A 20,354-nucleotide genomic window follows, 5' to 3' on the forward strand; every position below is an offset into this window, starting at 1 on the left:
TCACCTGTCCTTCGTGCTCTCGTCATGCGCGGTGGCGCAGCTCCCGTCGGAGGATCTTGCCACTCGTGGTCTTGGGAAGCTCGGCCAGGATCTCCACCACGCGGGGATATTTGTAGGCCGCGAGCCGTTCCTTGCAGTAAGCGGCCAGCTCGGCCGGTTCCGGGGCGGTGCCGGGGCGCAGGCTGACATAGGCCTTGACCGACTCGCCGCGGTAGGCGTCCGGCACCCCGACGACCGCCGCCTCGCGCACCGCCGGGTGGCTGTAGAGGACGTCCTCCACCTCGCGTGGCCAGACCTTGAAGCCGGAGGCGTTGATCATGTCCTTCTTGCGGTCGACGACATACAGCCAGCCGCCGGTGTCCATGAAGCCGATGTCTCCGGTGCGCAGCTCGCCGTCCGGGAGGACCTCGGCGGTGGCGTCGGGGCGGCGCCAGTAGCCGGGGACGACCTGGGGGCCGCGGACCGCTATCTCGCCCTGCTCACCGAACGGCAGGTCCGCGCCGTTCTCGTCGGTGATCCGTACGACGGTGTCGGGTCCGGGTACGCCCACGGCGAGCGTGCCGGAGACCTTGTCGACGGGCGCTTCCCGGCCGGGCGGGACGCTGGCACAGGGGGCGGTGCACTCGGTCAGGCCGTAGCCGTTGTGGAGGTACGGCCCGAAGTCGGTGCGGAACTTCTCGACGAGGGCGGGCGGCAGCGGCGCGCCGCCCGAGGACATGGTCCGGAAGGACGCGAAGTGGTCGCGGGTGACGCCGGGGTGGGCCATCAGCGCCATATAGGCGGTGGACGGGCCGACCGTATAGGCGGGACGGTGCTCCAGGAAGGCGTCCAGGACGACACCCGCGTCGAAGCGGTAGGCGAGCGCGAGGGTGCCGGAGTTGGCGACGCAGGCGGCCAGTTCGCAGACCATGCCGGTGATGTGGAAGAGCGGGGCGAGCGCGAAGTAGGTGGCGCCGTCGGGCAGGCCCAGGCCGGTGCGCTGGCGTTCGGCGTTGTAGGTGATGTTGCCGTGGGTGTTGGTGGCGCCCTTGGGGGTGCCGCTGGTGCCGGAGGTGTAGCTGATCAGCGCGAGGTCGCCGGCGGTGGGCTCCGGGTCGGCCGGCACCGCACGGGTCCTCCCCCGCTGCCCCGAGGCCGTGGAAGGTACCCCCGCTCCGGTGCGGGCGACGGTCAGCAGATCGTCGGCGCCCTCCTGCGGCCCGAGCCGCTCACCGCGCAGCACCCGCCGGTCGTCGCGGGTCTGCAGATCCCGCTCCCGGGCGGTGAGCGCGATCCGTACGGACGGCGTCCGGGCGGCGGTGGCGCGCAGAAAGCCGTCCCAGGTGTGGTCGGCGCAGATGACGGCGGTGACCTCGGCGTCGTCCAGGATGTGCCGCATCTCGGCGGACTTGTACATGGGGTTGACCGGCACGACCACACCGCCGGCCTTCCAGACGCCGAGCAGGGCGAGCACGAAGTGCGGGGTGTTCTGCAGCATGACCGCGGCCCGGTCGCCGCGCCCGAAGCCGCGCCCGGCGAGGTGGACGGCGATGCCGTCGGAGAGCGCATCGGTCTCGGCGTAGGACAGCCGGCCGTCGAAGTAGGCGAGCGCCGTGCGGCCGGGGACGCGGCCCACCGCGGCCCGGAAGGCGTGCAGCACCGAGGGGGGCGGCTGGACGGGGGCACGCTGGGCGTCACTGAGCTGTGCCAGCCACGGCCTGTCCTGGTAGGAGGTCATCGGGGTGCGGCCCTTTCTTCCTGATCGCCTGATCATCCCTGCGGGGGAGGCACCTGGGTGACGCGGGGTGACCTGCCCCGCCCGGCCGGCCCGTCACCCGGCCTGCCGGGGCGTACCCGCCTCAGGGGCGGCCGCCCTCGGCCCGCTCCAGCTTCCGCTGGAGGTGGTTCATCCCGTTGAGCCAGCGGTCGGGGTCCGCGGCCCGCGCGGTGTAGTAGTCCGCGACCTCCGGGTGGGGCAGGACCAGGAAGCGGCCCTCGGCCATCGCCGCGAAGAGCGCCTCGGCGACGGCCTCGGGCTCCACGGCCGTGGGCGTCAGGACCAGGTCCCCGGCGGCTCCGGTGGCGGCCAGCATGTCGGTGCGGACGCCCTGGGGGCAGATGGCGTGGACGTCGATGCCGCGGTGCCGGTAGGTCAGCGAGAGCCACTCGGCGAAGGCGTAGGCGCCGTGTTTGGTGACGCTGTACGGGGCCGCGGCGACCATGGTGAGCAGGCCGGCGGCGGACACCGTGGAGATGAAGCGCCCGCTGCCGCGCTCCAGCCACTCCGGCACCAGCTCACGCGCGGCCCGCACATGAGCCATGACATTGACGTCCCAGGCGAGCGTCCAGTCCTCCTCGGACGCCTCGGGCCCGCCGCCGGTACCGACCCCGGCGTTGGCGCAGAAGATGTCGATGCGGCCGCCGAGCGCCGCCCGCGCGGCCGGGACGACGGCGGAGGCGTCGCCGGGGACCGCGACCGCCCCGATCTCCTCGGCGGTCTTCGCCGCCTTGGCACCGTCCAGATCGTTGACCACGACCCGGGCGCCCTCGGCGGCGAACCGGCGGGCCAGCGCGGCACCGATCCCCCCGCCCGCCCCGGTCACGACAACGGTCTTGTCCCGTACGGCTTCCACGCTGGGTCTCCCTCGGTCGCGTCGGTTCGACTGACAGGCAGACTAACCAGTCGGTATGTCCTGACGGAAGAGCCCGTTGTCGTACGGCCGGGTCCGTTCCGCCACGCCCCCGAGCGCGTTAGCGTGCACACGACACGTACCCGGTTGATTCCCTGATCACGGAGGTGTGCGCATGGCTCTGTCGAGACGCGTTCTGCTCGGGCGGCTGGCGGCGGCCGGTGCGGTGCCGGCCGCGGGCCCCGCCCGTGCGGCGTCGCCGGCGCCCGGCGGGCGGCGGCGGGTGCACACCGGCTTCGACCGGCTGTCCGCCGACGGCTACCGCCTCCTGGACGGCCACCGGGCCGGCATCGTCACCAACCCCACCGGCGTCACCCAGGACCTGCGGCACATCGTGGACGTGATGCACGCCGACGACCGGGTGCGGCTGACCGCCGTCTTCGGCCCCGAGCACGGATTCCGGGGCACCGCGCAGGCCGGCGGCTCCGAGGGCCGCTACGACGACCCGGCCACCGGCCTGCCGGTCTACGACACGTACAACAAGAGCGGCCGGGAACTCGCCGCCGTCTTCACCGCCTCCGGTGTGGACACCGTCGTCTTCGACATCCAGGACGTGGGCGCGCGCTTCTACACCTACATCTGGACGTTGTACGACTGCATGGTGGCGGCGGTGCTCGCCGGCAAGCGCTTCCTGGTCCTGGACCGGCCCAACCCGGTCACCGGCCGCCCGGCCACCGGCCCGGTGCTCGACAAGGCGTACGCCTCCTTCGTCGGCCGGGAGCCGATCGCGCAGGCGCACGGGATGACGGTGACGGAGCTGGCGCTGCTGTTCAACGGCGAGTTCGTCCCGCAGGCCGCCGGCCGCCCGGTCGAGCTGGAGACCGTCCGGATGACCGGCTGGCGGCGCGGCGACTTCTTCCCGGCCACCGGTCTGCCCTGGGTGCCGCCGAGCCCCAACATGCCCACGCCCGACACCGCCCTCGTCTACTCCGGCACCTGCCTCTTCGAGGGCACCAACCTCTCCGAGGGACGCGGCACCACCCGCCCCTTCGAGCTGCTGGGCGCGGACGGCATCGACCGGCGGTGGGCCGCGGCCGTCACGGAACTGGGCCTGCCCGGCGTCCACTTCAGGGAGGCCTACTTCGCCCCGGCCTTCTCCAAGTTCCAGGGCAGGACGATCGGCGGCGTCCAGCTGCATGTCCACGACCGCGCGGCCTTCGACCCGGTACGCACCGGCATCGCCCTCCTGGTGACCGCGAAGCGGGTCTGGAGCGGCTTCGCCTGGCGGCCGGACCACGGCATCGACCGGCTGACCGGCTCCTCGGCCGTGCGGACGATGACCGACGCGGGCGCGGGGCCGGACGACATCGTCGCCGCCTGGCAGGAGGGCCTCCAGCGCTTCCGCGTCGTGCGGCGGCGGTATCTGCGCTATCCGTGAGGGGCGTTCGCCGGTTCCGCCGCCTGCGGATCCACCGGGAGGTACGCGACGGCATCCACGACGCCTTCCTCACCCCCGGGTGCGCACCGAGCTGCCGGCGACGCCCTGACGCACTCCGGCCGGAGTTCTCACCGCTTCGACGTCGCCCCACTCCTCAACGACCACCTCGTCGCCCACCGACAGCTTTCCCGGCCGCACCACGGAGAACTTCGCACCGAACACCACACCCCCACTCACCGCTCGCCGGTAGCCGGCGAGGGTGCGCAGCGGCTCCCGCCCCTGCCGTGCGCCGGCCTCCTGATCGACCAGGGTGACCGCGCACCGCACCGCGAGCTTGGCGTAGCCCAACTCGGCCCCGCCGATGGTGATACGGCGGGCGCGGTCCTCGGTGTGCGGTACGGCCGCCCAGTCGCCGCCGTCGCCGTGACGGCCGTGACCGTCGCCGTCGCCGGGGCGGCTGTCGACGACGATGTTCGGGCGGAAGCGGTTCATCGGCAGCGGCGGGGCGCCACGCTCGGCCATCCGCCGGTTGAGGAGGGTGAGGGAGGAGCGGGAGAGCAGGTGCACGGCACTGCTGTCGGCGTAGCCGGAGGGGCCGGGCGTCAGGCCGTCGGCGACCCGGTCGTGCTCGGGTGGCACGCGGACCAGGCGGCTGGGGGCGCCGAGGAACTCCGAGAGCCAGGCGGCGGCGTCGGCGCCCTGGTCGATCCCCTGGAAGGCGGCGCCGAACAGATCGACGTCGCGGCGCGGCGCGGACGTGGTCACCTCAAGGCACGCCGTGCCGTAACGGCCTGTTGCGTCGGCCGAATCCAGCGTGAGCCGGGTGCCGTCGGTGCTGATGGCGGGCCGGATCAGGGCGAGGCGGGGGTGGCGTCGCTGGGTGCGGTAGACCCCGTCCTCGCTGATGACCATGAAGCTGCGGTCATGCGCCAGACCTGCCGGAGTGAGGAGCGCTTCGCTCACCGGCGTGCCCGCGCACCCCTTGACGGGGTAACAGATCAGGTCCGTGATGCCAGACATGTGCCGCCTCCTTCGGTCGACAGCCAGAGGAGAGCATCAGTCCTGGCGGGGTGGCGCCATGAGGATCACCACCGCCCGGCAGGAGAAGCTCACCCGCTGCCGTGCGGTGCGGCAGCGGTATCCACCGTACGGGGTAAGGGCATTGGGCCGGTCGCGGTCCGGGCCTGGCTCGGTCTCAGGAGTCGAGACGGGCCGTTTCACCCCTTGACTGTCCCCGGCTCCGAGCCGGAAAGTGCGCTGGTGAGCAGTGACGCGACAGCAGCACGGACAGCGGCGGAAACCTCAGCGGATTCTCCGGCGGAGACGGGCGGGGAAGCCGGCGGCGGGGAGAGCCTGCGCCGGGTGGCGGTGGCCTCGTTCATCGGGACGGCCATCGAGTTCTACGACTTCTACATCTACGGGACGGCCGCCGCGCTCGTCCTCAACCAGGCGTTCTTCCCGACGCTCAACCCGGTCAACGCCACCCTCGCGTCCTTCTCCACCTACGCGGTGGCGTTCGCCGCGCGGCCGCTCGGCTCGGTGATCTTCGGCCATTTCGGGGACCGGGTGGGCCGGAAATCGGTCCTGGTCGCCTCGCTGCTGCTGATGGGGCTCTCGACGGCGTGCGTCGGGCTGCTCCCGGGCTATCGCACCTGGGGCATCTGGGCGCCGCTGCTGCTGATCGCGCTGCGCTTTCTGCAGGGCATCGGCCTGGGCGGTGAGTGGGGCGGGGCCGCGCTGCTCGCGGTCGAGCATGCGCCGCGCGCACGCCGGGGGCTGTATGCGGCGTTCCCGCAACTCGGCCCGTCCGTCGGGTTCTTCGCGGCGACCGGGGTGTTCTGGCTGTTGTCGGCCGGACTCGACGATGCGGCGTTCCGCTCGTGGGGCTGGCGGGTCCCGTTCCTGTTGTCGTTCCTGCTGGTGGGCGTCGGGCTGTTCGTACGGCTGAAGATCAGTGAGACGCCGGTCTTCGCGAAGGTGCTCGACGCCCAGGAGGCCGCCAGGGTCCCCGCCGCCGAGGTGCTGCGCCGGCACCCGCGCGAACTGCTGCTGGGCGCGGGCAGCATGATCATCGCGTATGGCCTCTTCTACACCGCGACGACCTACTGCCTCTCGTACGCCACCGGCACCCTCGGCATCTCCCGCAACACCATGCTGGGACTCTCCCTCGTCGCCTGCCTCTTCCTGGCCGCCGGTACCTGGCTCGCCGCCACCCGCTCCGACCGTGCCGGCCGCCGCAGGCTGATCCTCGCCGGGAGCGGCCTCGCGGTGGTGTGGGGACTGCTGCTCTTCCCGCTGCTGGACACCGCACAGCCGGTGCTGATCGGCGTCGGCATCGGTGGCGCGCTGTTCTGCATGGGCGTGGTGTACGGCCCGATGGGCGCCTGTCTGCCGGAACTGTTCAGCGCGACGGTGCGGTACTCGGGCGCTTCGCTGGCCTACAACCTGGGCGGCGTGCTGGGCGGCGCGGTGGCCCCGCTGGCCGCCACCCGGCTCCAGTCGGCGTACGGCTCGGCCTCGGTGGGCTGGTACGTCAGCGCGATGGCGGTCGTCTCGCTGCTGTGCGTATGGGCGCTGCCGGAGACCCGGGAGCGTGAGCTGGTCTGAGGTGTCGTTCCTGCCCCGCGCTCACGACCTCAGCCACCACCGCCCGCTCTCCCCGGACAGTGCGTCCCACAGGAGGTTGAGGGGATGGCCGGGGGTGCAGGAGTCCCGCTCCCCGCGGCGGGTGAAGACGCCGACGAGCACCTCGGTCCGGGGGCCCACCTCCCCGACGATCTTCAGGGTGCGCAGTCCGCCGGCCTCCGGGAGGCTGCCGTCCGCGGCCGCCTCGCCGATGCCCCGGGTGACCAGCATCGCCCCGCTCACCACCCCCGAGCGCAGCAGTTCGAAGCCGTAGTGTGCGGCCTCGATCTCGGCCGCGATGGAGAGCTTCTGCCGGTAGTCGGGGCCGTACCAGGAGGTCAGGAAGCGGCCGATCAGACCGCGCGCGGAGACGACCAGCGGCAGCCGGGGCAGGTCGCGGGCGCTGAAGGAGGTGCCGGGGAGCCGCTCCGGCGGCAGGTTCGTCAGCAGGGAGAGCCCGCTGCGCCGCCATTCCATCACCTCGTACGGAGCCAGCAGTTCCGCTTCGTCCGCCTCGGTGACCACGACGCTGCCGCAGACCAGGTCGAGTTCCTTGGAGCGCAATTTGGCGAAGAGGTCGCCGGTGCGGACGTGGGTGACCTTGAGATCGACGTCGTCGCGCTCGTAGTCCTCGGTGACGCGCTCCACCGCGTCCAGCAGAAAGCCGAGCGTGTAGCGGGTGGTGCCGACGGACAGCGTCCGGCCGAGCCGCCGGCGGGCGTCGTGCAGACCGTCCGACCACTCCCCCAGGGTGCGCCGCGCCAGTTCGACGAGTGCCTCGCCGGTCGCGGTGAACAGGGCATCCTGCCCGCGGCCCTGCTTGAGGACCAGCTCCTCACCGCACAGCGCGGAGAAGGTGCGGTTCATGGTGTCCAGCTGCTTTTGCACACTGGACTGTTCGCGGCCCAGCCGGCGCGCGGCGCCCAGCGCGGTACCCGCCTCGTGGACGACGATCAGCGTGCGCAGCTGGTCCATGGTGGTATCCAGCAGCTCCGTCGGGTACTGCTGCGGACCTGACATGGCCATCCGCCCCTACTCGCTTTCCCATCCCCTGGAATTACAGGACTGTGCAGCATAACCCGTGCGGAAAACCCGCCCGGGGACGGCCGGGAGCAGCGCGGGATTTATTCCGGAATTGACCGGAAGCGTTCGCGGACTCCGTGAAATGACCGCGGCCGTACGGAAGTTCCGGCTCCGTGCGGGAATCCGCACAGGCCCCGGGCGGGTGCCCGGGGCCTGCTGAGGGTGCGTGCGGTCCGCCGGCCGGGACGGGAGAAACCGGTCCGCCCGGTGGTCCGTCTCTACCGGTGTGCCGGGAACTCCACGACCTGCTGGTAGGTCGGCCGGTTCTGCCAGCTGATGGTGTCGTGGGTCAGACCGCCCACCGCCCGCTGGATGATCGCATCCGCACACCACTGGTCGCCGGCCTTGCAGCTGTCGTCGCCGGGGTAGACCTGCTCGGCCGTCTTCCCGCTCGCCTGCTGGAGCGTGGCCAGCAGGGTGTCGCGGCAGGCGGACAGGTCACCGTTGCCGCAGTACGGCTGCGCGAGGGGGCCCGCCACCTTGTCGCCGAGCACCGACCGCAGATCCTTGTCCGCGTAGCTCCACCAGCCGTACTGGAACGCCGATCCGGCGTGCGCCCCGGTCGGGCCGTGGCCGGCCGACGGGGATTCGTCGATGGCGAGGTTGGCGCGCAGCGCGTCGTAGAGGTCGCCGCCGAGGCCCGGCTTGAAGACGGCTTCGGTCATCAGCGGCCACCAGGCGTCCATGAGGCGTACGGCGTCGGGGTGGGTGTAGGTGTGCGAGCCCGCTGCGGTCTCCCGGCGCTGGGCGCCGTCCTTGCGCCAGGCCGCCAGCTGCTGGACCGCGGTCTTCAGCTTCGGGTCGGTGACGGGCTTGCTGCCCAGGACCCGCAGGAGGTCGGGCAGCACGTCCTCGCCGCGCAGATCGGTGACGGCGGCCTCGGACATGGCCCGGGTCAGCGACGCCCGGGTCACCCCGCCGTCCTTGGTCAGGGCACGCACCCGGTCGTCCAGCAGATTGCCGCGGTGCACCGAGCCGTTGCCGAAGCCGGCCGAGTCGTAGTCCTTGGCCTGTTTGTTGTTCCAGGAGATGTAGTAGTCCTGGTCGACCGACTGCGGATGCTGGGCGGGCGGGGTGTAGTCGGTGGTGTTGGTGGCCGGGTCGTAGCCCTTCCACTCGTAGGCGTCGTCCGCCTTGACGGGCAGGGACGGATCGACATCGGGGTTGCGGACCGGGTTGAGGCCGCTGTTGTAGAACGCGATGTCACGGGAGTCGGCGTAGAACCAGTTGAAGGCGTAGCCGATGTGCTGGGCCGCCTGCTGGAAGGTCTGGGCGTCGTGCACGAAGGACGGGTCGTTGAGCATCTGGAAACCGATGATCGAGTCGGCCTCGTGACGGTAGGTGGAGCGCTGCGCGGTGTAGGCGACGGGCTTGCCGTCGATGGTGGCGCGGTGGGTGACGGTCCCGTACTTGGTACGGAAGACCTGCATCCGGTAGGAGCCGGCCGCCGTCGGGTCGGCGACGGTGGGCTTCCAGGAGTTGGTGCGCTCCAGCTTCTCCATGGGGACACAGGCGCCGCGGTAGCGGTAGGAGGTGGAGTCCTTGGTGGGCGCGGAGCCGTCCGCGTTGCACAGCTCGACGGCGTAGGTGTCGGTGATGTCCTGGCCGGCGGAGGTGGCGCTCCAGGCGTAGTCCTGGCCGCGGCCGAGCTGGATGTACATCCCGACGCCCGCGAAGGAGGCGCCGCGGGCGCTGATGCCGGGTCCCTGGATCTCCTGGAGCATCAGCAGCTGGGGCGCGAAGTAGCCGGTCTGCGGGCCGAAGACGGCGACCGGGTGGCCGCTCGCGGTGTGCTTGCCGGAGACCAGCAGGGCGTTGGACATCCCGCGGTGCTGGGTGGGGTTGAAGCTGCCCTCGGGCAGTACCCCGTCCTTGAAGAGGCCCTCCAGCTTCCGGTACTTCTCCGGCGCCTTGACCGGGGTGCGGGGCGGCGTCCCGCTCTTGACGGTGGCCGCGCCGGTGCGGTCGAAGACCAGCGGCTCGGGGGTGACCGAACCGCGGTCGGGCAGCGCCGTGCCCTTGGCCTTGGCCGGTTTGACGGCGTACGGGAAGCTGCTGCCGTCGTGCAGGGTCTTGGCGGCCTCGGGATCGTTGCGCTCCCGGAAGGACTCCCAGACCTCGGTGCCCTTCTCGACGCCGTACTTCTGCTGGGCGGAGAGCAGCGCGAGGGCCGAGGGGACCTCGCCGCCACCGCCGTTGCCGAAGAGACCGCCGACGACGGAGGCCAGTGCTATCAGGTCGGTGAGCTGGAAAGGCTGGATCTCTCCGGCGTTGGTGATCGCGTCGACATGGCCGGTGAGGACGTACTCACCGGGGAAATAGCGGCCGTTCTTGGACTGTTCGCGGTAGGCGTTGATGCCGTCGACATAGGCCTGGGCGTCCGCCATGGCCTGCTTGCCGCGCTCGCCGTTGTGGTCCCTGATGTAGTCGACCTGCTGTTGCAGGTCCTCCTCGGTGTACGGCGCCTGCGGCCAGAACTGCTGCTCCAGGCCCTGGTTGGCGAGTGCGCCGCCGGCGAAGGAGGTCAGTTCGCCGCGGCCGATGTGACGGAAGAGGTCCATCAGCCACAGCCGGTCCTGGCCCGCGGCGTAGCCGGCGCCGTATTCGGTGCCGTAGCGGGTGGTGCCCTTGATGTGCGGGACACCGGTCTTCTTGTCCCGGGTGATGGTGACGTCGTCGCGGGGCGAGGTGACCTTGCCGACCTGGTCCTGGGGGACGCCGAAGGAGGAGTCGTTGAAGAACTGGGTGAGAGTGTCGTCGGTGAGCGACTGATAGCCGCTCGCCAGCGCGCCGTACGGGGCGAGCTGGTCGGTGGTGTGCTCGGGATGGGTGCCGAACAGCTTGTTGCCGAGGATCTCCATCAGGGTGGCGTTGCCGGTGGCGCCGGGCGGCAGGATGTCGGCGCACTGACCCTGGCAGTAGTCGTTGGCGTCGTTCGGCGCGGCAGCCATGGCCACGGTGGGGGGCGGTGCCAAGAACGTGGCACCCAAGGCGAACAGCGCCGCGGCGGCGGCAGCCCTGAGCCTTCCGGTACGTCGTCGCATTCCTGCTCCTCGATGGGGGTCCCCCTGCTCGTCAAGAGCGTGGGGGCGGGCGGGCGGGACGTTACCGGCGGTTATCCGCGACCGGAAGATGAACAACAGTCAACTTTCCTTCTTGCGCCGGAGTTTCTGCCCGCACCCGCCGTGACGCCTCGCAACATCGCCCCAAAACCGCAAGAAAGTTCGATGGATCCAATGGGCGATCGGTTACGTCCCATCCCCGTCCAGTCGGATCCTCCCCACGGAGGTGGGATGAAATGGCCGGTTTCAGAGCCCTCGCAGAACAGGTCCGCAATCCACGACTCGTCGCGGCTCAGCGACGCACCGCCCTGCGCAAGTGCCTTGAACGCTTCGCCCCTTACGGGCACCGGGCGACCTGGCACCATCTGTGCACCCGGGCCGGTATCGCGACCCAGGACCGCGATCCCGATCCGGAGCGGCTGATGGCCGCGCTGGGCGAGCTGGAAGAGGCCCGCGCCCTCTGGCTCGCGTACGAGCAGGAGTTCGCCGCCCGGCGCCGCAAGGAGAAGCACGACGGCATCCGGCAGCCCGGTGCGATTGACGAATGGCACCGGCGGACCTGGGGCGGCTGTGACATCGTGCCGTGCGAGTCACCGCAACGGCACCCCGCGGCCCGCCTCGCGGTGGTGCTGCGCAGCATGATCGCGGCGATGGAGGCGGGACGGCCGCGCCACGACTGCCCGGTGTGCGGCGGCACCCGCTTCGACTGGCTCCCGGACTCCGCGGCCGACCCGGCACCCGGGCCGGCCTGCCGGCAGTGCGGGGTGCTGGCCCCGGTGTCCGTCCTGACACCCGAGGTGCTGACCGCCGCCGGCCGGGTGCACGGGCCGGGGGCGTTCGCGGCGGCCTGACCGTCGCCGGGCGGCGCAGCTCAGCGCCGGGCACCGCCGAATACCGCAGCGCCCGAGGTCAGGGGCGCTGTCAGACCCTGCTGTCATCATCGGGGGCATGCTTCAGGTACGTCTCAACGGCCCCCGGACGGCTGCCGGTTCGGGGGCGGTGCCGAGCTCACCGCCCGCCCTCGCCGAGGCCGCGCGGCAGGCGGTGGCGGCCGGTGCCGACGAGGTCCATGTCCGCCCCAAGCCCCCGTGCGGCCGGGATCCGCTTGCGCCGCGGGTGGTGGCCGCCGCCCTGGAAGCCATCCGGGCGGTGGCGGACGTCCCGGTCGGGGTGACGACCGGCGCCTGGGCCGAGCCGGATCCCGCGCGCCGTGCGGAGCGGAGCAGTTCCTGCCTGTACGGCCTTTACGAGCTGCCCCTCAAGCTGAAACAACTGTTCACGGGCCGACCCCCGCACCGGCATCGCGCCCGGCCGGCGCCGGCCCTCCTGCCCGTACGGCACCAGGCCGTGCGGGCACCCGCAGGAGAGGGTGAACGTCCATGGCCGAACTGCACGATCTGACCGCGCTCGAACAGGCCGGGAAAATCCGGTCGGGTGAGCTCTCCCCCGTCGAACTCACCGAGCACTACCTGACCCGGATCGAGCGGCTCGACGACTCACTCGGCGCATTCCTCACCCGGACCCCGGAGATCGCCCGCAAGCAGGCCTCGGACGCCGAGAGCGAGGCCACCGCGGCCCGCCGTGAGGGCCGCGGACTCCCGCCGTTGCACGGTGTCCCCGTCCCGGTGAAGGACCTCAACCAGGTGGCCGGGGTGCGCTGCACCATGGGTTCGCGGGCACTGGCCGAGCACGTGCCGGCCGTCGACGACCATGTCGTCCAGAAGCTGCGGGCGGGCGGCACGATCCTGCTCGGCAAGACCAACACCCCCGAATTCGGGCTGCCTTGCTACACCGAGAACGACCTCGCGCCGCCCGCCCGCACCCCGTGGGACCTGGCGCGCTCGGCGGGCGGCTCCAGCGGCGGGGCGGCCGCGGCCGTGGCCGGCGGTCTGGCGCCGGTCGCGCACGCCAGCGACGGCGGCGGCTCGATCCGTATCCCGGCCTCGGTCTGCGGGCTGTTCGGCATCAAGCCCAGCCGCGGCCGGGTCAGCGGCGGCCCGCTGCTCCATGACGTCACTGGCCTGGCCACCTCCGGGCCGCTGGCCCGTACGGTCGCCGATGCCGCCACCTTGCTGGACGTCCTGGCGGGCGCGATGCCCGGCGACCCGTACGCGGCGCCGTCGCTGCCGCCCGGGGAGACCTTCGCCGACCACGCCCGCCGCGACCCCGGGCGGCTGCGGATCGCCTGCCTCACCGAGGCACCCGTCCCCGGTGTCGAGGTCCACCCCGACTGCCGCACCGCCACCACCGACACCGCCGCGCTGCTGACCGGACTCGGCCACGAGGTGGAGGAGCTGTCGCTGCCCGTCGACGAGGGCATTCTCCCTGCGTTCACCCGCGTCTGGTCGGTGCTGGCCGCCAACCGCCCGCTGCCGCCGGAGCGCGAGGAGCTGCTGATGCCGCTCACCCGTTATCTGCGGGCCCGCGGCGCCGAGGTCTCCGGTACGGACTTCGCCCGCTCGGTGTACGCGTTCCGGATCCTCGCCCAGTCCCTCGCGGACGGTCTGATGCCGCCGGGCACCGGCTATGACGTGATCCTCACACCGACGGTGGCCGCGCCGCCGGTTCTGGTCGGGGAGCTGCGCCATGACGCCGATCCCCAGACCGAGTTCGCCGCCATCGGCGCCTTCACGCCGTTCACCGCGCTCTACAACGCCACCGGCCAGCCCGCGGTGAGCGTCCCGTTGCAGTGGAACGCCGAGGGCCTGCCGATCGGGGTGATGCTGGCCGGGCGGTACGGCGACGAGGCCACCTTGATCGCACTGTCCGCACAGCTGGAGCAGGCCCGGCCATGGGCGGGCCGCACCCCGCCCATGTGGTGACGGAAGACGGAACAGGTGCGCCCGCCGGGCGGCGGGCGCACCCGCGCTCACGGCCCGCCCGTGCAGCACCCCGGTGCCTCCTGGTCGCCCTGCCCGGTCCGCTGACCCGCCGTATGCCGCTGGTGGTCACCGCCGGCGCGCTCCCTGGCCCCCTGCGGGTCCATGGCGCTCCGGTCGACCCGCAACCGCCGCGCACCGGGGCCCTGTTCGCCGAGGCCGTCGTACGGGTTCGACAGCGCGCACTTCTCCAGCGAGAGGCAGCCGCAGCCGATGCAGTCGGTCAACCGGTCCCGCAGTTCGACGAGCTGACTGATCCGCTCGTCCAGCTCGGAGCGCCAGACCTGGGAGAGCCGGGCCCAGTCGTCGCGGTTGGGGGTGCGCTCGTCGGGCAGCTCCGCCAGCGCGTCCCTGATCACGGCGAGCGGGATCCCGACCCGCTGCGCCGCCCGCACGAACGCGACCCGGCGCAGTGCGTCACGCGTGTAGCGACGCTGGTTGCCCGCCGTCCGGGTGCTGCTGATCAGCCCCTTGGACTCGTAGAAGTGCAGCGCGGAGACCGCGGCACCGCTGCGCGCGGACAGCTGGCCGACGGTGAGCTCATGGACCGTGTACGGAAGCTGGGGCACGGTTCCACCCTAGGGCCTGCCTGTCAGGTCCCTTCCGCCCCGCGCCCCGGCCCACCGGCACGGACCCGGGCCCCGGCCTTCCACGGGCGTTGACAGCGGGCACCGCGCTCAGCATGCTGAGCAAGCGCTTAGTAAACGTCGGCCGATGCACGACAGCGGCGGATGGATCCCGAGGAGGCGGACAAAGATGGCACAGCCCCGAGTGTTCGGATCGCTCGACGAACTGCGGGACGCAGTCGGTGAGGAGCTGGGCACCAGCGACTGGCTGGAGATCGACCAGAAACGGATCGACCTCTTCGCGGAGGCCACCGGCGATCACCAGTGGATCCATGTGGACCAGGAGAAGGCCGCGGCCGGCCCCTTCGGCACCACCATTGCGCACGGCTATCTGACGCTGTCACTGCTGCCCGCCCTCGTCCCGCAGCTGATGCGGGTCGACAACGTGAAGATGGGCATCAACTACGGCACCAACAAGGTGCGCTTCCCCGCCACCGTCCCGGTCGGCTCACGGCTGCGTGCCACGGCCCGGATCGCGGAGGTGACCGAGGTGCCCGGCGGTGTCCAGCTCGCCACCGTCGTGACGGTCGAGCGCGAGGGCGGCGACAAGCCGGTCTGTGTCGCGGAGACGGTCAGCCGCTTCCACCTGTAGCCGGGCCACGGCCGGGCCGGGGCGCAGCCCTCCCCCGGGGGGAGGGGCTGCGCCCGACTACTCCCCGGGGGAAACGGCCCGGTCCACGGGCGTGCCCACCATGCGCAGCACGAGGTCGGCATAGAGGGTGCCGACTTCGTCGGGCGTACGCCGGCCGTCCGCCGTGAACCAGCGGGCGACATCCACGCACAGCGACAGCACCGCAAGGGTGGTGCCCGGCACATCGTCGGCGTGGAACTCCCCGCTGTCCGCACCGTCTTGGATGATCTGCCGCAGCAACCGGTCGGTCCGGCGGCGCAGACCGGTGATCTCGGCGTAGTGCTCCGGGCTCAGCGCCTGTAGTTCGTACTGGATGACCCGGGCGGTGGTGTGGTGCTCCGCGTGCCAGCGGGCGAAGCCCCGTACGGCGTCGCGGAGGCGGTCCGTGGCGCTGCCACCGGCCCCGGCAGCGGCGACCATGATGCGCAGCGCCTTTTCGTGCCCGATGCCGCTGATGCGGTAGAGCAGCTCTTCCTTGGTCTTGTAGTGGATGTAGAGGGCGGCCGGGCTCATACCGGCCCGGCCGGCGATGTCACGGGTGGTGGTGGCGTGGTAGCCACGCTCGGCGAACGCCTCGACGGCGGCACCGACCAGGCGCCGCGCGGCGTCCGGAGTCACCCCGGCCCACTCCTGGTTCTCTTCTTCGGCCCGCTCCGCCGCCGCACCCATCGCCTGCCCCGCTCCTCGATCCGCCAGGAAACCTCCCCTGACGGATCGAACACCATATCGCGCTGCTGAGCAAGCGCTTAGGGGCTGGCGGCGGGCGGACCGGATACCCGTGGACGGGCCGGTCAGAAGGCAAGGACCCCGGTCAGCGCACGGCCGATGATCAGCTTCCGTATCTGGCTGTGCCCTCGCACAGGGGCATCACCCGGGCGTCCCGCGGCAGCGATGCCCACACAGCCCGCGGGAGCTTCTTCACGACCCCGCGGTCGGCCTGTTCCGCGCGGTCCCCTGCGGTGGCGTACGGGGTGACCTCACAGGCGGCGAAGCCCTCGGCGAGCTGCCGTACCGCGGTCCGCTCCGCACTGAGCTCCAGGTTCATCTCGGGCCCCTTGCGGACGAGAACGTAAACGTGAACGTGAATGCTTAATTAGCACTGCTAGTTTTTGGTGGATGGCCTCTACTATGTGCGTCATGGCCCGCCCCCGTAAGCCCCTGCTGAGCCGCGAGCGCATCGTCTCCACGGCGCTGGCGCTCATCGACGCCGAAGGGCTGCCGGCGCTCTCCACCCGCCGGCTGGCGGCGGAGCTGGGCGTGAGCGGGCCGTCCCTCTACAACCACTTCACGACCAAGGACGAGATCCTCGACGCGGTGGCCGACACGGTCATCGCCAAGGTCGATGTGTCGGCCTTCGAGGCGGGTGGGGACTGGCGCGCCGGGCTGCTCGACTGGGCCCGCTCCTACCGCGCGGCGCTCGCCGCCCATCCGCACATCGTGCCGTTCCTCGCCCAGGGCCCCGGCCGCCGCCCCGCCGGGCTGAAGATGGCCGACGCGGCGTTCGGCGGCATGGTCGGGGCGGGCTGGCCGCCCGCCCAGGCCACCAGGGTCTGTGCGATGGTCCGTTACTTCGTGGCCGGCTCCGCGCTGGGCTCGTTCGCCCGCGGCTTCGTCGACGACCCGGGCGCCTACGACCCCGCCGACTATCCGCACCTGGGCCAGGCCCACCTTCTGCCGGAGCATCAGCGCCAGGTGGACGAGGGCGCGTTCGAGACCGGGCTGCGGGCACTGGTGGACGGCCTGGCACTGCAGCACCCGGAACTCCTGCCGCCACACGAGCGCTGACCGCGCCCCGCGGCTCCCGGTTCCGTCGCCCGGCCGGTACGCGCGGGCCGGGGCACCTCCCGCGCCCCGGCCCGCCCTTCCTCACTCCTCCGTCCCGAACACCACCCACACCCGCCCGGCCCTGCCCGCCGGCATCGCGTCGAAGGCGGCCGGGATGCCGTCCAGGGCGATCCGCTCGGTGACCGGGGCGGAGAGGCCGAGTGCCGCCGGAGCGGACGTGTTCCGCGATGACGGGGAGGGCGTGGCGACGGGGTGCGGCACCGGCCGCGCCCCGCCGCCCGGCCGGATCAGAACTGCAGCGACTTGGTCTGCAGATATTCGGCCAGACCGTGCCGGCCCAGCTCGCGGCCGACACCGGACTGCTTGTAACCGCCGAACGGGGCGAGGGGGTTGAAACGGCCGCCGTTGATGTCGACCTGCCCGGTGTGCAGACGGCGGGCGAACGCGACCGCCTCGGCCTCGTCCCCCGCCCAGACCGCGCCGGCCAGGCCGTAGACGGTGTCATTGGCGATCCGGACGGCATCGTCCTCGTCCTCGTACTTCAGGATCGACAGGACGGGGCCGAAGATCTCCTCCTGGGCGATGGTCATCTCCGGGGTGACGTCGGCGAAGACGGTCGGCGCCACGTAGTAGCCCGTCGTGGCGGGCGCCTCCGGGCCGCCCGCCACGACCCGTGCGCCCTCGGCGATGCCCTGCTCGATGTAGCCGCGCACCCGGTCCCGCTGCTGGGCGTTGACCAGCGGGCCGACCCGCTCGCCGGGGACGTACTTGGCAGCCGCCGCCGTGGCCAGCTCGACGGCCTCGGCGTAGCTGTCCCGGTGGACCAGCATCCGGGTCCAGGCGCTGCACGTCTGGCCGGAGTTGGCCATGACGTTGGCGACGCCGACCGCGACCGCCTTGGGCAGATCGGCGCCGGGCAGGATGACATTGGCGGACTTGCCGCCCAGCTCCAGCGCCACCGGCTTGACCGCGGCGCCCGCGAGGGCACCGATCCGCTTGCCGACGGCCGTCGAGCCGGTGAAGGAGACCAGATCGACCCCCGCGTGCTCGGCGAGCGCCTGCCCGGCGACCGGGCCGAGTCCGGTGACGAGATTGAAGACCCCGGCGGGTATGCCGGCCGCATCGACGCACTCGGCGAACAGCTGGGCGACCAGCGGAGTGTCCTCGGCGGGTTTGAGCACCACCGTGCACCCGGCCGCGAGCGCCGGGGCGACCTTGGCGACGATCTGGTGCAGCGGGTAGTTCCAGGGCGTGATCGCACCCACCACGCCGACCGGTTCGAGCAGCACGGTGGAGTTGCCGATCTTCTCCTCGAAGGAGTAGGTACCGGCCAGTTCGGCGTACGAACCGCAGACCGCGACCGGCACCCCGGCGTGCACCGTCGCACTGAAGGCGAGCGGTGAGCCGAGTTCGGCGGTGACGGTCTCGGCGATCTCCTCGGTGCGCGCGGCGAGTTGGCCGCGCAGCGCGGTCAGCCGCTGGGCGCGCTCGTGGGGCGGGGTGGCGGCCCAGCCGGGCAGCGCGGCGCGGGCGGCGCGCACCGCGGCATCCACGTCCTGTGCGGAGCCGGCCGGGACGGTGGCGATGACCCGCCCGTCGGCCGGGTTGACGACCTCGATCGTGCCGCTGCCCTCGGCGGGCCGCCAGCTTCCGTCGATGTACATCGCGTCGTGCTGCTTCACGTCGTGGTCCTCCCGGGCCGGATACGGGTCACCCCCAAACTAGCGCCGGTAGTTTTGCGCCGCACACCGCAGACGAGGTCTGTCCTGAAGACCGCGGAGGTACCACCCTTGTTCAGGGCTGTTTCGGCAAGGCCGGCCAGCAGGGCGCCGGCCGCGACTGCCGGCGCCCCACGACGGATGCGCCTGATCCGGTTCCAGTGGGCGAGATCCCGCTCCCATCCCTGATCCGGTCACAGACGACTTCAACGATGAGGCGGAGGTGGCCGAAACGTCCCGGCAGACCGGGACGTCGGCGGCCGCGCTCAGGCGCGGCGGACCCGCCAGAGCCATGCGGACGTGCCGGCCAGCAGGGCGAGCATCGCCAGGTTGGCCAGGAGGGCCGCGGTCTTGCCTGTCCAGTCGGCGGTGGACCAGATCCAGATGCCGATGGCGACGGTCGGCAGGACGGCGGTGAGCAGTACGCCGGTGGTCTTCTGGACGGTGGTCCAGTGCACCGAGGTGCAGAGCAGCACCGCGCCGATGACGCGGAACAAAGTGCTGCAGAACTGCGCGCCGGGGACGTCGGGGAAGACCAGCGCGAAGAGGAACGGGAGGGTGAGCATCAGGAGCGGAACCAGGGGATGCACCTTGCCGCGCCGGCCGGGCGCACCGGCACCGCCCCGGGCCGAGGCCCCGGCGGCCCCGCTCCCCGCCTCCGCCAGCGCCGTCGCCACGATCGTGCGGGGGTCCCCCAGCTCCGCCAGGACCTCGCCGATCGCGGCGTCGGGACGTTCGGCGTGCGCCACCTCGATGTGTTCGGCGAGGTCGGCGAGGAGTTCCTGGCGACGGTCGGCGGGGAGTGCGGAAGCCTCGCGCCCGACGGCGGAGAGGTAGTCGTGTACGGGGTCGGCAGAGGTCTTCATGCGGGGTCTCCGGTGGAGGGGTGCGGGGTGGTCAGGAAGGCGTCGACGGCGTTGCGGAAGCCGGGCCAGACGCGAGTGAACTCGTCGAGTGCGGCCCGGCCGCTGTCGGTGAGCGCGTAGTAGCGACGGGGTGGTCCGGAGGCGGACTCCTGCCAGGTGGTGGTGACCAGGTCGTCGCGGCGGAGCCGGGAGAGCAGCGGGTAGACCGTGCCCTGGCTGGTGGCCAGGGCGCCGGAGTCCTCCAGGGTGTGGAGGAGTTCCACGCCATAGCGGGGGCGGTCCCGCATCAGGGCGAGTACGCAGTACTCCAGGACGCCCTTGCGTAGCTGGGCGGCGGCCCGGGCCTGCTTGGTCGAATCACCTGGTTCCATGCGATGCAAGATACCTGGTGGGGCAAGTGTATGGGAAGGGGGATGGGCGCGGACCCCCTTGGCCCATCAGCCTGGTGGTGCCGTGGCGGGCGTCGGCACACCGAGCTGCAACGACTACGCCCAGGCACTGAACCTCCTCGTCGACACCCTCGCCACCGGCCGCACGACAGCACCACCTGTTGAGCCGGGGCCGGCCGGACCCGGGCCGAGAACCGCAAGGGCGTTCCGACGTGAAGGGCGCGGCTGACACCGGCCGGGTGCGGTTCTCCCTCGCCCGCCGGCTGCTCGCCCCGTGTACAACCCGGCAGGCCCCCCGCCTGGCGGCCGACTTCGGGCCGGGCATGGACGCCCGTACCGCGTGGACGAGGGCGCGTCTGGCCCGCTGCCAGGACGAGCAGGGCTACGCGATGGCCCACCTGGACGGCCAGGAGCGCCCCACAAGTCTCCGCTCCCTGGATGCGCCGACCTCTTGAGGGGCAGAGGAGGGGCCGGACGCACCGGCACCGCCCCGGGCCGAGGCCCCGGCGGCCCCGCTCCCCGCCTCCGCCAGCGCCATCGCCGTCGCCGTCACCGCGATCGTGCGGGCCGCCGGACGGCTATGCCGGCCCGCGGCCCCCCGGAATTGCCCCCGCAGCGCGGAGGCACCAGGTGGGCGGCGACG

At 72.1% G+C, this 20,354-nt stretch carries 18 protein-coding genes and 2 pseudogenes; 8 read left to right on the forward strand and 12 right to left on the reverse strand.

What is annotated here, in order from left to right; all coding sequences use genetic code 11:
• Positions 1 to 22: 22 nt before the first annotated feature.
• Both ACWGJY_RS12700 and ACWGJY_RS12705 read right to left on the reverse strand, forming a co-directional pair.
• Positions 23 to 1,717, reverse strand: a complete 1,695-nt coding sequence (locus tag ACWGJY_RS12700) for an AMP-binding protein (RefSeq protein WP_453260792.1) — start codon at positions 1,715 to 1,717, stop codon at positions 23 to 25.
• Between the two features lie 121 nt (positions 1,718 to 1,838).
• Positions 1,839 to 2,612, reverse strand: a complete 774-nt coding sequence (locus ACWGJY_RS12705) for an SDR family oxidoreductase (protein WP_453260793.1) — start codon at positions 2,610 to 2,612, stop codon at positions 1,839 to 1,841.
• Between the two features lie 172 nt (positions 2,613 to 2,784).
• Between ACWGJY_RS12705 and ACWGJY_RS12710 the strand changes: the two genes are divergently transcribed.
• Positions 2,785 to 4,047, forward strand: a complete 1,263-nt coding sequence (locus ACWGJY_RS12710; RefSeq protein WP_453260794.1) for an exo-beta-N-acetylmuramidase NamZ family protein — start codon at positions 2,785 to 2,787, stop codon at positions 4,045 to 4,047.
• A gap of 69 nt (positions 4,048 to 4,116) precedes the next feature.
• On the opposite strand, the gene ACWGJY_RS12715 is transcribed toward ACWGJY_RS12710, so the two are convergent.
• The gene (locus ACWGJY_RS12715; RefSeq protein WP_453260795.1) at positions 4,117 to 5,067 is read right to left on the reverse strand and encodes an MOSC domain-containing protein; all 951 of its coding nucleotides are present in this window, start codon (positions 5,065 to 5,067) and stop codon (positions 4,117 to 4,119) included.
• A gap of 240 nt (positions 5,068 to 5,307) precedes the next feature.
• Between ACWGJY_RS12715 and ACWGJY_RS12720 the strand changes: the two genes are divergently transcribed.
• Positions 5,308 to 6,654: an MFS transporter gene (locus ACWGJY_RS12720; RefSeq protein ID WP_453260796.1), complete on the forward strand. Its 1,347-nt coding sequence runs from the start codon at positions 5,308 to 5,310 to the stop codon at positions 6,652 to 6,654.
• Positions 6,655 to 6,675: 21 nt separating this feature from the next.
• On the opposite strand, the gene ACWGJY_RS12725 is transcribed toward ACWGJY_RS12720, so the two are convergent.
• Both ACWGJY_RS12725 and ACWGJY_RS12730 read right to left on the reverse strand, forming a co-directional pair.
• Positions 6,676 to 7,698 carry a LysR family transcriptional regulator gene (locus ACWGJY_RS12725; protein ID WP_453260797.1) on the reverse strand — a complete coding sequence of 341 codons (1,023 nt, stop codon included), beginning with the start codon at positions 7,696 to 7,698 and terminating at the stop codon, positions 6,676 to 6,678.
• A gap of 275 nt (positions 7,699 to 7,973) precedes the next feature.
• Positions 7,974 to 10,799, reverse strand: a complete 2,826-nt coding sequence (locus ACWGJY_RS12730) for a penicillin acylase family protein (protein WP_453260798.1) — start codon at positions 10,797 to 10,799, stop codon at positions 7,974 to 7,976.
• Between the two features lie 254 nt (positions 10,800 to 11,053).
• On the opposite strand from ACWGJY_RS12730, the gene ACWGJY_RS12735 reads away from it, so the two are divergent.
• The 3 genes and pseudogenes from ACWGJY_RS12735 to ACWGJY_RS12745 all read left to right on the forward strand — a co-directional run bounded on the left by ACWGJY_RS12735 (position 11,054) and on the right by ACWGJY_RS12745 (position 13,639).
• Entirely contained in the window at positions 11,054 to 11,668 is a 615-nt protein-coding gene (locus ACWGJY_RS12735; protein ID WP_453260799.1) for a hypothetical protein, read from the forward strand.
• A gap of 97 nt (positions 11,669 to 11,765) precedes the next feature.
• A pseudogene (locus ACWGJY_RS12740) lies at positions 11,766 to 12,038 on the forward strand (3-keto-5-aminohexanoate cleavage protein); the annotation flags it as partial.
• A 158-nt stretch (positions 12,039 to 12,196) separates the two neighbouring features.
• Complete coding sequence (locus ACWGJY_RS12745) at positions 12,197 to 13,639, forward strand: amidase (RefSeq protein WP_453260800.1); 1,443 nt, start codon at positions 12,197 to 12,199, stop codon at positions 13,637 to 13,639.
• A 47-nt stretch (positions 13,640 to 13,686) separates the two neighbouring features.
• On the opposite strand, the gene soxR is transcribed toward ACWGJY_RS12745, so the two are convergent.
• Complete coding sequence (soxR, locus tag ACWGJY_RS12750; protein WP_453260801.1) at positions 13,687 to 14,265, reverse strand: redox-sensitive transcriptional activator SoxR; 579 nt, start codon at positions 14,263 to 14,265, stop codon at positions 13,687 to 13,689.
• A 187-nt stretch (positions 14,266 to 14,452) separates the two neighbouring features.
• On the opposite strand from soxR, the gene ACWGJY_RS12755 reads away from it, so the two are divergent.
• Entirely contained in the window at positions 14,453 to 14,914 is a 462-nt protein-coding gene (locus tag ACWGJY_RS12755; protein WP_453260802.1) for a MaoC family dehydratase, read from the forward strand.
• Between the two features lie 57 nt (positions 14,915 to 14,971).
• Here the strand turns inward: ACWGJY_RS12755 and ACWGJY_RS12760 are convergent, their stop codons facing one another.
• Together ACWGJY_RS12760 and ACWGJY_RS12765 are read right to left on the reverse strand one after the other, a co-directional pair.
• Positions 14,972 to 15,622, reverse strand: a complete 651-nt coding sequence (locus ACWGJY_RS12760; RefSeq protein WP_453260803.1) for a TetR/AcrR family transcriptional regulator — start codon at positions 15,620 to 15,622, stop codon at positions 14,972 to 14,974.
• A gap of 160 nt (positions 15,623 to 15,782) precedes the next feature.
• Positions 15,783 to 15,998 (reverse strand): hypothetical protein, encoded by a 216-nt coding sequence (locus ACWGJY_RS12765; RefSeq protein ID WP_453260804.1) that lies wholly within the window; start codon positions 15,996 to 15,998, stop codon positions 15,783 to 15,785.
• A 92-nt stretch (positions 15,999 to 16,090) separates the two neighbouring features.
• Here ACWGJY_RS12765 and ACWGJY_RS12770 point away from each other — a divergent pair, with 92 nt between their 5' ends.
• A complete protein-coding gene (locus ACWGJY_RS12770) occupies positions 16,091 to 16,738 on the forward strand; it encodes a TetR/AcrR family transcriptional regulator (RefSeq protein ID WP_453260805.1) in 648 nt (215 codons plus the stop codon).
• Between the two features lie 81 nt (positions 16,739 to 16,819).
• Here ACWGJY_RS12770 and ACWGJY_RS12775 read toward each other — a convergent pair.
• The 4 genes and pseudogenes from ACWGJY_RS12775 to ACWGJY_RS12790 form a co-directional block, all read right to left on the reverse strand.
• Positions 16,820 to 16,976 (reverse strand): annotated as a pseudogene (locus ACWGJY_RS12775) (alcohol dehydrogenase); the annotation flags it as partial.
• A 49-nt stretch (positions 16,977 to 17,025) separates the two neighbouring features.
• Positions 17,026 to 18,420, reverse strand: coding sequence for an aldehyde dehydrogenase family protein (locus ACWGJY_RS12780; RefSeq protein ID WP_453260806.1), 1,395 nt, complete (start codon positions 18,418 to 18,420; stop codon positions 17,026 to 17,028).
• Between the two features lie 302 nt (positions 18,421 to 18,722).
• Positions 18,723 to 19,322 (reverse strand): HAAS signaling domain-containing protein, encoded by a 600-nt coding sequence (locus ACWGJY_RS12785; RefSeq protein ID WP_453260807.1) that lies wholly within the window; start codon positions 19,320 to 19,322, stop codon positions 18,723 to 18,725.
• Entirely contained in the window at positions 19,319 to 19,693 is a 375-nt protein-coding gene (locus ACWGJY_RS12790; RefSeq protein WP_453260808.1) for a PadR family transcriptional regulator, read from the reverse strand. The genes ACWGJY_RS12785 and ACWGJY_RS12790 overlap by 4 nt, the downstream gene beginning before the upstream one ends.
• 230 nt (positions 19,694 to 19,923) lie before the next feature.
• On the opposite strand from ACWGJY_RS12790, the gene ACWGJY_RS12795 reads away from it, so the two are divergent.
• The gene (locus tag ACWGJY_RS12795) at positions 19,924 to 20,166 is read left to right on the forward strand and encodes a hypothetical protein (protein ID WP_453260809.1); all 243 of its coding nucleotides are present in this window, start codon (positions 19,924 to 19,926) and stop codon (positions 20,164 to 20,166) included.
• The last annotated feature ends 188 nt before the right edge of the window (positions 20,167 to 20,354 follow it).

The organism is Streptomyces sp. NPDC054765, from assembly GCF_053612065.1.

Bases quoted from the DNA above. Each gene is read 5' to 3' on its own strand.
- ACWGJY_RS12735 (WP_453260799.1), top strand. From the start codon at position 11,054: ATGGCCGGTTTCAGAGCCCTCGCAGAACAGGTCCGCAATCCACGACTC.
- ACWGJY_RS12725 (WP_453260797.1), bottom strand. From the start codon at position 7,698: ATGGCCATGTCAGGTCCGCAGCAGTACCCGACGGAGCTGCTGGATACC.
- ACWGJY_RS12700 (WP_453260792.1), bottom strand. From the start codon at position 1,717: ATGACCTCCTACCAGGACAGGCCGTGGCTGGCACAGCTCAGTGACGCC.
- ACWGJY_RS12755 (WP_453260802.1), top strand. From the start codon at position 14,453: ATGGCACAGCCCCGAGTGTTCGGATCGCTCGACGAACTGCGGGACGCA.
- ACWGJY_RS12770 (WP_453260805.1), top strand. From the start codon at position 16,091: ATGGCCCGCCCCCGTAAGCCCCTGCTGAGCCGCGAGCGCATCGTCTCC.
- ACWGJY_RS12790 (WP_453260808.1), bottom strand. From the start codon at position 19,693: ATGGAACCAGGTGATTCGACCAAGCAGGCCCGGGCCGCCGCCCAGCTA.
- ACWGJY_RS12745 (WP_453260800.1), top strand. From the start codon at position 12,197: ATGGCCGAACTGCACGATCTGACCGCGCTCGAACAGGCCGGGAAAATC.
- ACWGJY_RS12710 (WP_453260794.1), top strand. From the start codon at position 2,785: ATGGCTCTGTCGAGACGCGTTCTGCTCGGGCGGCTGGCGGCGGCCGGT.
- ACWGJY_RS12760 (WP_453260803.1), bottom strand. From the start codon at position 15,622: ATGGGTGCGGCGGCGGAGCGGGCCGAAGAAGAGAACCAGGAGTGGGCC.
- ACWGJY_RS12715 (WP_453260795.1), bottom strand. From the start codon at position 5,067: ATGTCTGGCATCACGGACCTGATCTGTTACCCCGTCAAGGGGTGCGCG.
- ACWGJY_RS12785 (WP_453260807.1), bottom strand. From the start codon at position 19,322: ATGAAGACCTCTGCCGACCCCGTACACGACTACCTCTCCGCCGTCGGG.
- ACWGJY_RS12765 (WP_453260804.1), bottom strand. From the start codon at position 15,998: ATGAACCTGGAGCTCAGTGCGGAGCGGACCGCGGTACGGCAGCTCGCC.
- ACWGJY_RS12730 (WP_453260798.1), bottom strand. From the start codon at position 10,799: ATGCGACGACGTACCGGAAGGCTCAGGGCTGCCGCCGCCGCGGCGCTG.